Origin of the sequence: Tropicimonas sp., assembly GCF_047971885.1 — a bacterium.
Taxonomy (GTDB): domain Bacteria; phylum Pseudomonadota; class Alphaproteobacteria; order Rhodobacterales; family Rhodobacteraceae; genus Tropicimonas.
This window is the reverse complement of the sequence record NZ_JBKEAE010000067.1, coordinates 1-13178: the sequence shown is the minus strand read 5'-3', so window position 1 is coordinate 13178 and position 13178 is coordinate 1. Positions and strand designations below refer to the sequence as shown.

Sequence of the window (13178 nt, the reverse complement as noted above, 5' to 3'; positions counted from 1 at the left end):
TCTCGACCGACTGGCCGTTCTTGAGCCGGGTCCACAGCGGCACCCGCACGCCGTCGATCTTGGCGCCGACGCAACTGTCGCCGATGCGGGTGTGGATGCCATAGGCGTAATCGAGCGGCGTCGCCCCCTTGGGCAGCTTGATCACGTCGCCCTTGGGGGTGAAGCAGAACACCTGGTCAGAATACATCTCGAGCTTCATGTGCTCGAGAAAATCGACATTGTCGGATTCGTTGAATCGTTCCGTCAGGGTCGAAATCCACTCGGCGGGGTCGACCGCGAACGGGTTTTCCGCCCGCACCCCGTCGCGATAGGACCAGTGCGCCGCAACCCCCGATTCGGCCACCTCGTGCATCTGCCGCGTGCGGATCTGAACCTCGACCTGCTTGCCGTCCCGGCCGGAAACCGTGGTGTGGATCGAACGGTAGCCGTTCGATTTCGGATGGCTGATGTAATCCTTGAACCGGCCCGGAACGGCCTTCCACCGCTGGTGGATCGCCCCCAGGACGCGATAGCAATCCTGTTCGGTGTCGGTGATGACGCGGAAGCCGTAGATATCGGAGAGGCGCGAGAAGGCCATGCCCTTCTCCTGCATCTTGCGCCAGATCGAATAGGGCTTCTTGGCGCGGCCGAAGACCTCGGCATCGATTTTCGCCTTGCTCAGTTCGAGCCGGATATCGCCGGTGATCTTGTGGATCACGTCGCCCGTTTCGCGCTGGAGCGTGATGAAACGCCGGATGATCGAAGAACGCCCCTCGGGATTCAGCACCCGGAAGGCAAGGTCCTCAAGCTCCTCGCGCATCCACTGCATGCCCATGCGCCCGGCCAGCGGTGCATAGATATCCATCGTCTCGCGCGATTTCTGGATCTGCTTTTCGGTGCGCTGGTACTTGATCGTCCGCATGTTGTGCAGCCGGTCGGCCAGCTTGACCAGAATCACCCGCAGGTCGCGCGACATGGCAATCAGCAGCTTGCGGAAGTTCTCGGCCTGCTTGGTTTCTGACGAGCTGAGCTGCAGGTTGGTCAGCTTGGTCACGCCGTCGACAAGCTCGGCCACGTCCCTGCCGAACCGCCGCTCGATATCGGAATAGCTGGCGCGCGTGTCCTCTACCGTGTCGTGCAGCAGGGCGGTGATGATGGTGGCATCGTCCAGCCGCTGTTCGGTCAGCAGCGCCGCAACGGCAACGGGATGCGAAAAATAGGGCTCGCCCGAATGGCGCGTCTGGCCGGCGTGCATCTCCTTGCCAAAGGCATAGGCCTCCCGGATCTTGCCGGTGTTGCTGCGCGGGTTGTAGGCGGTGACCAGCGCGACCAGATCATCAACGTCAATCATTGCGCGCGCGGTCTTCCCTCGTTCCTAGCGCGGCTCCTGCGCCTGCATCAGCGCCCGCAGCATCTGTTCCTCATCCATCCCGTCTTCCTCGGGGCGGTCGACATTTCCCGGCTCCATCAGCAGCGCCATCGAATCTTCTTCCGGCTCGTCAATCTCGATCTGGGTCTGATTCGATTCGATCAGGCGCTCGCGCAGGTGGTCGGCAAGCTGGGTTTCGTCGGCGATCTCGCGCAGCGCGACGACGGGGTTCTTGTCGTTGTCGCGGTCGATGGTGATTTCGGAACCCGCCGACAATTCACGCGCGCGATAGGCGGCAAGCATCACCAGTTCGAAACGGTTCGGAACCTTGTCAACGCAGTCTTCGACCGTCACGCGGGCCATTGGCAACTCCAGTCCTGCCTAGGGTGGGAAAAAGCTACTTATTATCCCTTGGAGGAAAGTGCAAGCGGACTGTCAGCCGATGGGCGCGATCCCGGAAAGCGCGCCGGCGGTCAGCCTTGCGCGCATCTGCGCCACGCTCAGGCCCAGCACCGGATGGCGCCAGCCGGGCGCGACGTCGGCTAGCGGCAGAAGCGCAAAGGCCCTGTCCTGAATGCGCGGGTGCGGCAGGATCGGCCGGTCCGGCGCCTGCACCATCTGCATCTCAAGCGGCAGGTCGTGCCAGGTCCACCAGGTTTTCAGGTCGGGCGCGATCTGCCCGCCATGATCGAGAAGATCGATATCCAGCGTGCGGGCCCCCCAGCGCGTATCGCGCCGGCGTTCGAATCGCGCCTCGATCCGGTGAAGCCGGTCCAGAAGCCCGGCGGCCGGCAGGGAAGATGTGATCAGCGCCGCGGCGTTGACATAATCGGGGCCCGCACCCGCCGGCATGCAGGGTGTGGCAAAAAGCCTGCTTCGGGAAACGACAACGATTTCATCGTCCTCCAGCGCTTCAAATGCTGCCCGAACGGTTCGCGCAGGGGCACCTGCGGGCGATATAACGTTTGCGCCCAGAGAGATAAGGGACTTTGTTACTGAATTGTGTCGTGATATGTCTTGCGGCAATGGGGGAAATCCTTATTTATCGCGCATTGCACGGGCGACTCCACTCAACCACTCTCCGCCCGGGCAGATATACCGGAAGGATATTTTATGTTCTACAGAGACGAGCGGCTTGCGCTCTTTATCGATGGATCCAACCTGTATGCCGCCGCCAAGGCGCTCGGGTTCGACATCGACTACAAGCTGCTTCGCCAGGAGTTCATGCGGCGGGGAAAGCTCCTGCGCGCCTTCTATTACACGGCCCTTCTGGAAAACGACGATTATTCTCCGATACGGCCGCTGGTCGACTGGCTGCATTACAACGGGTTTACCATGGTCACGAAGCCGGCCAAGGAATACATCGACAGTCAGGGAAGACGGAAGGTCAAGGGTAACATGGATATCGAACTGACGGTCGATGCCATGGAGCTTGCCCCGCATGTCGATCACATCGTCCTGTTTTCCGGTGATGGCGATTTCAGGACGCTGGTCGAGAGCCTCCAGCGCTCGGGTGTGCGCGTGTCGGTCGTCTCGACCATCCGCAGCCAGCCGCCGATGATCGCCGACGAGTTGCGCCGTCAGGCCGACAATTTCATCGAACTGGACGAGTTGAAAGACGTGATCGGACGTCCGCCGCGCGAACCGCGCCATGACAGCGCGGACCGTTCCGAGGAATTCGCGCGCGATTGAGCCTGCCGCTCTGGACGAACATGCGCGCGCGCTTTAGGTCTGCTCGCCGGAGGTTGCCGATGGCCAGACCCGAGCTGAAACTCTATCTCGCCGCGCCGCGCGGGTTTTGCGCCGGTGTCGACCGGGCAATCAAGATCGTCGAGATGGCGCTCGAGAAATGGGGGGCGCCTGTCTATGTCCGCCACGAGATCGTTCACAACCGGTACGTGGTGGACGCGCTGCGCGACAAGGGGGCCGTCTTTGTCGAGGAACTGGACGAATGCCCGGCCGACCGGCCGGTGATCTTTTCCGCCCACGGAGTGCCCAGATCGGTTCCGGCCGAGGCGGAGCGGCGCCACATGATCTATGTCGATGCCACCTGCCCACTGGTCAGCAAGGTGCATATCGAGGCCGAGCGCCACACCGAGGCGGGTCTTCAGATCGTCATGATCGGGCATGCCGGCCACCCCGAGACGATCGGCACCATGGGGCAACTGCCCGACGGCGAGGTGCTGCTGGTCGAGACCGAGGCCGATGTCGGTACGCTGGAGGTCCGCGAAGCCGAGCGGCTGGCCTATGTGACCCAGACGACACTTTCCATCGACGATACCGCCGGTGTCGTCGCCGCACTCAGGGTGCGCTTTCCGTCCATCGTCGGACCGCACAAGGAAGATATCTGCTACGCCACCACCAACCGTCAGGAGGCGGTCAAGGCCATGGCGGCGGAGGTCGATGCGATCCTCGTCATCGGCGCGCCCAACTCGTCGAACTCGCGGCGTCTTGTCGAGGTCGGCGCACGTGCCGGCTGCGGCTATTCGCAACTCGTGCAACGGGCTGCCGATATCGACTGGCGCGCGCTCGAGGGGATCTCGGCGCTCGGCATCACCGCCGGGGCCTCGGCGCCCGAGGTGCTGGTGCGCGAAGTGCTCGACGCGGTGGCCGAACGCTACGACGTGACCGTCGAAAAGGTCGAGACGGCTGTCGAGCGGGTCGAGTTCAAGGTGCCCCGCGTGCTGAGGGAGAAGGTGGAATGATCTCGCTGCAATTCCTGCTGACCGCGATTGTCGTGGTGCTCGCGCCCGGAACGGGCGTGGTCTATACGCTGGCGACGGCGCTGGGGCAGGGGCGGCAGGCCTCGGTCTGGGCCGCGCTCGGCTGCACGGTCGGGATCGTGCCACACCTGCTGGCGGCGGTGCTGGGGCTGGCGGCGGTGCTGCACACCTCGGCGCTTCTGTTTCAGATGGTCAAATTCGCCGGCGTCGCCTATCTGCTCTGGCTGGCCTGGCAGGCGCTGAAATCGGGCGGCGCGCTTTCCATCGATGCCGACCGTGCACCGGTGCCGCGTTTCGCCGTCGCCCGGCGCGGGGCGCTGATCAACATCCTCAACCCGAAGCTGTCCATCTTCTTTCTTGCGCTGCTGCCGCCCTTTCTCAGCGGAAACGCCGCCACCGCCACGGCCGAGATGGTGCTGCTCGGCGCGATCTTCATGGCGTTTACCTTCGTCATCTTCGTCGGCTACGGTATCTTTGCCGCGACCGCGCGCGATGCGATCCTGTCGAGCGAGCGGGCAATGCGCTGGCTCAACCGCTCTTTCGCGGCGATCTTCGCCGCGCTTGGCCTGCGGCTGGCGCTGGAGCGCGCATGAGCGATCTTCCGCGAACCGCGCGGGCGCTTGGCGCCGCCGCGCTGGTACCGTTCGCATGGGGGATCGCGACCAGGTTCGTCCCGGCGGTCGAATCCCTGACGCTGCATCTGCTGGGGCCGAGGTTCGTCTATCCCTATATCCTCCTGTTCTACGGTACGATCCTGCTCGCCTTTTCGGGCGGGATCTTCTGGGGTCTTGCTGCGCGCGCCGGGGCAGAGGCGGCGGGTCCGGGATACGCGCTTGCGGCCATTCCGCCGCTCTGGGCCTTTCTTCTTTCCGGCAGCGGCCCGGTCAGCACCGCCGTTTATCTGGCCGCCGGGTTTCTCGGCGTGCTGGGGATCGACTGGTTCCTCTGGCGCAACGGCATCGCGCCCGGTTGGTGGATGGCGCTCAAACTGCCGATGGGCGTTGTCGCGGTCGGAAGCCTTGCGGTGATCGTTCTCGGGTTCTGATCGGTCCGGCCAGCCCTTGCCCCGGCGGCGTGTCTGACGTATCCGCCGCCCATGCCCGATCTTCTTGCCTTTACCGATGGAGCGTGCTCCGGCAATCCCGGCCCCGGTGGCTGGGGGGTCCTGTTGCAGGCGCGCGACGGCGATACGGTGATCCGCGAACGCGAGCTGAGCGGCGGCGAGGCGGAGACCACCAACAACCGCATGGAGCTTCTGGCGGCAATCAGCGCGCTCGAATGCCTTACCCGGCCTTCAACGATCACGGTGGTGACCGATTCGGCCTATGTGAAAAACGGCGTGACCGCATGGGTGCATGGCTGGAAGCGGAACGGCTGGAAAACCGCATCGAAAAAACCGGTGAAGAACGAAGAACTGTGGAAGCGGCTCGATGCCGCCCAGAGCCGCCACGATGTGCGCTGGGAGTGGGTCAAGGGCCACGCCGGCCACCCAGGGAACGAACGCGCCGACGCACTGGCCCGTACGGGGATGGCGCCGTTCAAGCCATGATCCCCGGCCCGTCAGGCGGCGCGGTGTCCGGGCTGACATGCATGGGCCGGGTTCCGCAACGTCCATGGTCCCGTTTGTTTGCCGGGGCGGAACCGGACCTTGCGTCACGGCTCATTGACATCCCGGCGTCGCGGGCGCACAGAGCGCGGACATATGATCCTGCAACCGGGCGTTCCGTGGGCGCCAGACCGACGAGGAGAGCCGAGATGGCCGATATTTCCCTCACATTCCCCGATGGCGCGAGCCGCAGATTCCCGCAAGGCGTGACGGCGGCCGAAGTTGCGGCGGTGATTTCGACATCGTTGGGCAAGAAGGCCATTTCCGCCATGGTCAATGGCCGGCACTGGGATCTGCAATGGCCGATCGAAGCCGATGCGAGCATCGCCATCAACACGATGAAGGACGAGGCGCCGGCGCTGGAACTTATCCGCCACGACCTTGCCCATATCATGGCGCGCGCCGTTCAGGAGATATGGCCGGATGTGAAGGTCACCATCGGCCCGGTGATCGAGAACGGCTGGTACTACGATTTCGACCGCGCCGAGCCCTTCACTCCCGAAGACCTGGGTCGGATCGAGGTGAAGATGAAGGAGATCATCAACCGCCGCGACCCGGTGACGACCGAGGTCTGGGAGCGCGAGCGCGCGATCCGTTACTACGAGGCCAATAACGAGCCCTACAAGGTCGAACTGATCGGGGCCATTCCCGGCAACGAGCCGATCCGCATGTACTGGCACGGCCACTGGCAGGATCTGTGCCGCGGCCCGCACCTGCAGAATACCGGGCAGGTGCCCGCCGATTCCTTCCGGCTGATGAAGGTTGCCGGCGCCTATTGGCGCGGCGATTCGAACCGCCCGCAATTGCAGCGCATCTACGGTGTCGCCTTTCAGACGCGGCAGCAACTGAAGGATTACCTGACCTTTCTTGAGGAGGCCGAGAAGCGCGATCACCGCCGCCTCGGCAAGGAGATGGAGCTGTTCCATTTCCAGGAGGAAGCGCCGGGCATGGTCTTCTGGCACCCCAATGGCTGGACCATCTATCGCGAGATGGAAGACTACATGCGCCGCAAGCTGACGCGCGCCGGCTACAAGGAAATCCGCACCCCGCAGGTGGTGGACCGCAAGCTCTGGGAGGCATCCGGCCACTGGGACAAGTACCGCGAGAACATGTTCGTCACCGAGATCGACGAGGAACACGCCAACGAAAAGCGGATGAACGCGCTCAAGCCGATGAACTGTCCCTGCCATGTGCAGGTCTTCAACCAGGGGATCAAGTCCTACCGCGACCTGCCGCTGCGTCTTGCCGAATTCGGCTCGTGCCACCGTTACGAGGCGCATGGCGCGCTGCACGGGCTGATGCGGGTGCGCGGCTTCACCCAGGACGATGCGCACATCTTCTGCACCGAGGAGCAGATCGAGCAGGAATGCGCCGCCTTCATCGCTCTGCTGGCCGACATCTACCGCGATACCGGCTTCTCCAGGTTCGACATCAAGCTGTCGACCCGGCCCGAGATGCGGGTTGGTGCCGACGAGGTATGGGACCGGGCAGAGGCGGCGCTCGAAAACGCCATCCTGAAGATCCGCAACGATTTCGAGATCGACCCCGGCGAAGGCGCCTTCTATGGCCCCAAGCTCGATTTCAAGCTGACCGACGCCATCGGACGCGAATGGCAGTGCGGCACTTTCCAGGCCGATTTCAACCTGCCCGAGCGGCTGGATGCGAGCTATGTCGGGAAGGACGGCGAAAAACACCGCCCCGTCATGCTGCACCGCGCCATCCTCGGTTCATTCGAGCGCTTCATCGGAATCCTGATCGAGAACTACGCCGGGCGGATGCCGATGTGGCTGGCCCCGCGACAGGTTGTGGTGGCCTCGATCGTCTCGGATGCCGATGCCTTCGTGCTTGAGGCGGTCGGGCAACTCAAGGCGGCGGGTCTGCGCGCCGAGGCCGATATCCGCAACGAGAAGATCAACTACAAGGTGCGTGAACATTCGCTCGGCAAGGTGCCGGTGATCCTCGCCATCGGTCAGCGCGAGGTCGAGAACCGTACCGTGACAGTGCGCCGGCTGGGCGAGAAGCAGACGGTGACGGTTCCGCTCGATCAGATCGTCGGAGAGTTGCGGCTGGAGGCGCTGCCGCCCGATCTGGCGGAGGCGTGACAGGTGCAGGGGCGCGTGGCACCGGAAAGTGTTCCCGCACGCCAATGGTGCTGTGTCGCGACGTTCCGCAGATCTGCCCGCTTGCCCGGCAATTCCGGCGGTGAACCATCCCTTGCTGGTGCACATCGTAACCTTGCCAATCCGTGTGGCATCTGTCCCGCGCCGGAGGCCCGATTCCCGGGCGCCTGTCGCGCCAATGCGAATTGATCGCTCAAGGGGGTTGTTTTGTTACAAAACTACGTCACCATTGGTTGCGTGACGATGCCTACCACGACTCACTGGCCTGCCCCCACGAGAAAGTCCGGCGCGTGACCACTCCGCCGCAATCTCGCGGGCGGAAAGAACCAGACGAAGGAGACGCGGGAAATGCCGACCGGCACCGTGAAGTGGTTCAACACGACCAAGGGATACGGCTTCATTGCGCCTGACGAGGGCGGAAAGGACGTGTTTGTGCATATCAGCGCCGTCGAACGTGCGGGGATGACGGGACTGGCCGATAACATGAAGGTGTCCTACGAGTTGCGCGAGGGACGCGACGGACGCAGCATGGCGGCAGAACTCAAGGCCGTCTGACCACAGCGAAATGCCCGAAACCTTGCGGTCGCTCCGGCAGGGGCGGTCGCACCGGGCGGCTGGGGCTGGACGGCGCGCGCATTTTCTCTGGCCCGCGCCACAGCCAGGTACCCGCGTTTCAGTTGCCGCTGGACGAAGCCCGGGCCCGATGGCCCTGTCCGCAGCGGATGGCGCGACATCAGGTGTGTTCGGGGCCGATCCTGCCGGGCCGCGTTTCGCCCATCTGCGCCCGATCGAGCAGGATATGGTCGAGCAGCACGCAGGCCATCATTGCCTCGCCCACCGGTACGGCGCGGATTCCGACGCAGGGGTCATGCCGACCCCGGGTCACGATGGTGGTTTCCTCGCCCGATTTCGTGATCGTCCGGCGCGGCGTCAGGATCGAGGATGTGGGCTTCACGGCAAACCGCACCACCACATCCTGACCGGTGGAGATGCCGCCGAGGATGCCGCCGGCATGGTTCGACGAATAGACCGGGCCATCGGGGCCCATGAATATCTCGTCCGCATTCGCCTCGCCGGTCAGCATGGCCGCATCCATGCCCTCGCCGATCTCGACCCCCTTGACCGCATTGATCGACATGCAGGCGGCGGCAAGATCGGTGTCGAGCTTGCCATAGACCGGCGCGCCCAGCCCTGCCGGCACACCCGAAGCGCGCAGTTCGACCATCGCGCCGACGGAAGAACCCGCCTTGCGGATCGTGTCGAGGTAGTCCGCCCATTCCCCGACCGCTTCGGCATCGGGTAGCCAGAACGGGTTGTTCGGCACCTCGGACAAATCGAACCGGGCGCGGTCGATCGCCTTGCTCCCCATCCGGACCATGTAGCCGGTGATCGTCAGCCCGGGGGCCAGTTGCTCCAGCACCGCGCGCGCCACACCGCCGGCCGCCACCCGCGCCGCCGTTTCCCGGGCCGAGGACCGGCCGCCGCCGCGATAATCGCGGATACCGTATTTCTGCCAATAGGTGATGTCGGCGTGACCGGGGCGGAATTTCCCTGCGATATCGCCATAATCCTTTGACCGCTGGTCGGTGTTGCGGATCAGAAGCTGGATCGGCGTGCCGGTGCTGACCCCTTCGAAGACACCCGACAGGATCTCTACCGCATCGGGCTCGCGCCGCTGGGTCATGAACCGGCTCGTGCCCGGACGGCGCCGGTCGAGCCAGACCTGAAGCGCTGCGGCGCTGACCGGCACACCCGGCGGGCAGCCATCGACCGTGGCCCCGATCGCCGGCCCGTGGCTTTCGCCCCAGGTCGTGACGCGGAAGAGATGACCGAAGGTGTTGAGGCTCATGAGCGGGCTCCTTTGCGCTCCGGTTTAGTGACCGGGCGCGCCGCACTCAAGGGTGGGCTTCCGCCTTGGTCCGAATGCCCGCACCAAATGCACGGGGCCGCCCGAAGGCGGCCCCGGAGATAGCTTGGCGGCCGGACGATCAGGCGTTGACCGAATCCTTGAGCGCCTTGGCGATGGTGACCTTGACGACCTTGTCGGCATCCTAGTGGATCATCTCGCCGGTGGCCGGGTTCCGGACCTGACGTGCCGGGCGCTCGCGGCAGTAGATCTTGCCAACGCCGGGCAGGGTAACCGCGCCGCCGCCGGCGACTTCCCTGGTGATGATGCCGGTGATGGCCTCCAGCGCGGCATTTGCGGTTTTCTTGTCTGCGCCCATCTCTTCTGCGATGGCAGCCACAAGCTGCGTCTTGGTCATCGGTTTCGCGGCCATGTAATTGTCTCCTCGTGGATGCCCCTTTCGATTGGGGCTTAATTTGGCGATTCTACGGCATATTGTCGTTGCCCACAACTTTTTGTGGTGATTTTCCCAACAAAACAAGGGCTTTCCTGCAACACTCGGCACTAAAGAAACGCAGTTTCCTCGAAAGAGCGCAATTTTCGCGAATGCAGGCGCTCCAGCGGCATGCCGCGCAGCAGTTCCATCGCCCTTACGCCGATCAGCAGATGGCGGGCAACCTGGGTCTTGTAGAACGCGCTGGCCATGCCGGGAAGCTTCAGTTCGCCATGCAGCGGCTTGTCGGACACGCACAGAAGCGTGCCATAGGGCACACGGAAACGGAAGCCGTTGGCGGCAATGGTGGCGCTTTCCATGTCGAGCGCGATGGCACGCGACTGGCTGAGGCGCTGCACCGGGCCGGACTGGTCGCGCAACTCCCAGTTGCGGTTGTCGACGGTGGCGACGGTGCCGGTGCGCATGATGCGCTTCAGGTCGTACCCTTCGAGCTGGGTTATCTCCTCGACCGCATCTTCCAGCGCGACCTGTATCTCGGCCAGTGCCGGAACCGGCACCCACACCGGAAGATCGTCGTCCAGCACCTTGTCCTCGCGCAGATAGGCGTGGGCCAGAACGAAATCCCCCAGTGCCTGTGTGTTGCGCAGCCCGGCGCAATGGCCGACCATCAGCCATGCATGCGGGCGCAGTACGGCGATATGGTCGGTGGCGGTTTTGGCGTTCGACGGTCCGAGACCGATATTGACCAGCGTGATGCCGCTGCCGCCGGGCCGTTGCAGATGATAGGTCGGCATCTGCGGCATCTTCGCCGGGGCCGGCACCGGTTCGTCGGGGCCGGTGATGCGCCGGTTCCCGGGCCCGACAAACGCGGTATAGCCGGAGTCCGGATCGCCCAGCACCCTGCGGGCGTAGGCTTCGAACTCCTCGACATAGAACTGGTAGTTGGTGAAAAGCACGTGGTTCTGGAAATGCTCGGGCGCGGTTGCGGTGTAGTGGCTGAGCCGGGCGAGCGAATAATCCACCCGTTGCGCGGTGAACAGGGCCAGCGGCCCCGAGCCGTCTGGATACTTGAACCCGTAGCCGTTCACGATGTCGTCGTTGGTTGTCGCCAGGTCGGGAACGTCGAAAACGTCGCGTATCTGGAAATCGACAGCCCCCTCCTGCGGTACGTCGGCACCGCCCAGATCCTGCAACGCGAAATGTAGCGGAATCGGCGTTCCGGACGGGCCGACCATCACCGGGACGGCGTGGGTTTCGATCAGAAGCGTGATCTGCTGGATCAGGTAGTTCCGGAACAGGTCGGGCCGGGTCACCGTGGTCGAATAGGTTCCGGGCTCGGCGACATGCCCGAAGGAAAGCCGCGAATCCACCGGCGCGAAGCTGGTGGTCTCGATCCGTATTTCGGGGTAGAAGGCACGATAGCGAACGCCGGTGTCGCCGTCCTGAAGAACGCGGGCGAAACTGTCGGCCAGAAAACCGGTCGCCGTCCGATAAAGCTCGATCAGCCGTTCGACGGTACGGGCCGGGTCGTCGAACAACTGGTGCGGCGCATGATCGGGGATGCGGATCGGCGCGGCATTTGCGGGCCGGTTCATTCCAGTACCTTTTCGATCAGATCGGTAACCTCGAAGCGGGTCACATCGACCAGCCCCCTGTCGGATATCCTGAGTTCCGGGATGACCACAAGGGCCAGCAGCGAATGCTGCATGTAGGCGTTGTTGAGGGCGCAGCCGGCCTCGCGCATCGCTCGGCCGAGCGCCTCGGCCCTCGCCGCGACCTGTTGCGCCGGATCGTCCGACATCAGCCCGGCAATAGGCAGTTCGACCAGCGCTGCCTCGGCCCCGTCGCGCCACAGCGTCACTCCGCCGCCAACCTCGCCCAGCCGGTTTGCGGCCAGCGCCATGTCCTCGCGGCTGGTGCCGACGACGATCATGTGGTGGCTGTCGTGTGCCACGGTTGAGGCCATGGCCATGCGCCCGGCATAGCCGAAACCCTGCACGAAGGCGTTGACCACGGCGCCGGTGCCGCGGTGACGTTCGACCAGTGCGATCTGGCAGATGTCGCCGGTTGCCTCGACCAGCCCGTCGCTGACCGGCAGGTCGGCGGAAAGCGCCCTGGTCGGGGCCTGGTTCTCGACGATCCCGATCACCTTGGCACGGACGTGATTGGCGCCTTCGGGTGCAGCAATCGCGAAATCGGCCGCCGCCAGTCGCTTGCCCAGATGAACCGAGCGTCGCGCGTTTTCCGGCCAGTCGATATGCGGGCATTCGACCAGAATCTCGCCGTTTTCGGCCACAACCCGGCCACGGGCGATCACCAGTTCGACCGGCAGGTCGCGCAGGTCCGACGACAGGATCACATCCGCCCGCCGCCCCGGCGCGATCGAGCCCAGTTCGCGCTCCAGCCCGAAATGACTGGCGGTGTTTACCGTTGCCATCTGCAACGCCACCAGCGGGTCGCAACCGCAGGCGATGGCGTGGCGCACCACGCGGTTCATGTGTCCGTCGTTGACCAGCGTACCGGAGTGGCAATCGTCGGTGCACAGGATGAAATTGCGCGGATCGAGCCCCTTTCGGGTGATCGCGGTGATCTGGCGCTCGACATCGTACCAGGCCGAGCCGAGCCGCAGCATCGCCCGCATTCCCTGGCGCGCGCGCGCCATCGCGTCGGCCTCGCTTGTGCCCTCGTGATCGTCGGCCGGCCCGGCTGCGGCGTAGGCGTGGAAGGGGGGCCCCAGATCGGGCGAGGCATAATGCCCGCCCACGATCTTGCCCGCCCGCTGGGTTGCGGCGATTTCGGCCAGCATCTGCGGGTCGCCGGCGACGGTGCCGGGAAAGTTCATCATCTCGCCCAGCCCGATGATGCCGGGCCATGCCATCGCCTCGGCCACCTCCTCGGCGGTGATCTCGTAGCCCGTCGTCTCGAGCCCCGGCGCCGAGGGCGCGCAGGACGGCATCTGGGTAAAGATGTTGACCGGCTGAATCATCGCCTCGTCATGCATCAGACGCACGCCTTCGAGGCCGAGGACATTGGCGATCTCGTGCGGGTCGGTGAACATCGTCGTGGTGCCGTGCGGGATCA

The 13178-nt window shown here is 64.4% G+C and carries 13 protein-coding genes and 1 pseudogene; 7 read left to right on the top strand and 7 right to left on the bottom strand.

The window, feature by feature from the left end:
* The 3 genes from ACK5IR_RS06965 to folK form a co-directional block, all read right to left on the bottom strand.
* On the bottom strand, positions 1-1330 hold a 1330-nt coding region (locus ACK5IR_RS06965; RefSeq protein WP_416927273.1), incomplete at its 3' end, for a RelA/SpoT family protein.
* Positions 1331-1354: 24 nt separating this feature from the next.
* Positions 1355-1711, bottom strand: coding sequence for a DNA-directed RNA polymerase subunit omega (rpoZ, locus tag ACK5IR_RS06960; protein ID WP_416927271.1), 357 nt, complete (start codon positions 1709-1711; stop codon positions 1355-1357).
* A gap of 72 nt (positions 1712-1783) precedes the next feature.
* Complete coding sequence (folK, locus tag ACK5IR_RS06955; RefSeq protein WP_416927269.1) at positions 1784-2374, bottom strand: 2-amino-4-hydroxy-6-hydroxymethyldihydropteridine diphosphokinase; 591 nt, start codon at positions 2372-2374, stop codon at positions 1784-1786.
* Between the two features lie 87 nt (positions 2375-2461).
* Between folK and ACK5IR_RS06950 the strand changes: the two genes are divergently transcribed.
* The 7 genes from ACK5IR_RS06950 (at position 2462) to ACK5IR_RS06920 (ending at position 8352) form a co-directional block, all read left to right on the top strand.
* On the top strand, positions 2462-3040 hold the full coding sequence (locus ACK5IR_RS06950; protein ID WP_416927267.1) for an NYN domain-containing protein: 579 nt from the start codon (positions 2462-2464) through the stop codon (positions 3038-3040).
* Between the two features lie 59 nt (positions 3041-3099).
* Complete coding sequence (ispH, locus tag ACK5IR_RS06945) at positions 3100-4053, top strand: 4-hydroxy-3-methylbut-2-enyl diphosphate reductase (RefSeq protein WP_416927265.1); 954 nt, start codon at positions 3100-3102, stop codon at positions 4051-4053.
* Positions 4050-4664 carry a LysE family translocator gene (locus ACK5IR_RS06940; protein ID WP_416927263.1) on the top strand — a complete coding sequence of 205 codons (615 nt, stop codon included), beginning with the start codon at positions 4050-4052 and terminating at the stop codon, positions 4662-4664. Before ispH ends, ACK5IR_RS06940 begins: the two co-directional genes overlap by 4 nt.
* The gene (locus ACK5IR_RS06935) at positions 4661-5116 is read left to right on the top strand and encodes a DUF3429 domain-containing protein (protein ID WP_416927261.1); all 456 of its coding nucleotides are present in this window, start codon (positions 4661-4663) and stop codon (positions 5114-5116) included. Before ACK5IR_RS06940 ends, ACK5IR_RS06935 begins: the two co-directional genes overlap by 4 nt.
* A gap of 51 nt (positions 5117-5167) precedes the next feature.
* Positions 5168-5620 carry a ribonuclease HI gene (gene rnhA, locus ACK5IR_RS06930; protein ID WP_416927259.1) on the top strand — a complete coding sequence of 151 codons (453 nt, stop codon included), beginning with the start codon at positions 5168-5170 and terminating at the stop codon, positions 5618-5620.
* 206 nt (positions 5621-5826) lie between these two features.
* Positions 5827-7779, top strand: coding sequence for a threonine--tRNA ligase (gene thrS, locus ACK5IR_RS06925; protein WP_416927257.1), 1953 nt, complete (start codon positions 5827-5829; stop codon positions 7777-7779).
* Positions 7780-8145: 366 nt separating this feature from the next.
* Entirely contained in the window at positions 8146-8352 is a 207-nt protein-coding gene (locus ACK5IR_RS06920; RefSeq protein ID WP_416927255.1) for a cold-shock protein, read from the top strand.
* Between the two features lie 178 nt (positions 8353-8530).
* On the opposite strand, the gene aroC is transcribed toward ACK5IR_RS06920, so the two are convergent.
* The 4 genes and pseudogenes from aroC to ACK5IR_RS06900 all read right to left on the bottom strand — a co-directional run.
* The gene (aroC, locus tag ACK5IR_RS06915) at positions 8531-9646 is read right to left on the bottom strand and encodes a chorismate synthase (RefSeq protein ID WP_416927253.1); all 1116 of its coding nucleotides are present in this window, start codon (positions 9644-9646) and stop codon (positions 8531-8533) included.
* Between the two features lie 205 nt (positions 9647-9851).
* Positions 9852-10076, bottom strand: a pseudogene (locus ACK5IR_RS06910) (HU family DNA-binding protein); the annotation flags it as partial.
* A gap of 131 nt (positions 10077-10207) precedes the next feature.
* Positions 10208-11692 (bottom strand): AMP nucleosidase, encoded by a 1485-nt coding sequence (locus ACK5IR_RS06905; RefSeq protein WP_416927251.1) that lies wholly within the window; start codon positions 11690-11692, stop codon positions 10208-10210.
* Positions 11689-13178: adenine deaminase (locus ACK5IR_RS06900; RefSeq protein WP_416927249.1), on the bottom strand; the 1490-nt coding region annotated here is incomplete at its 5' end. The genes ACK5IR_RS06900 and ACK5IR_RS06905, both read right to left, overlap by 4 nt.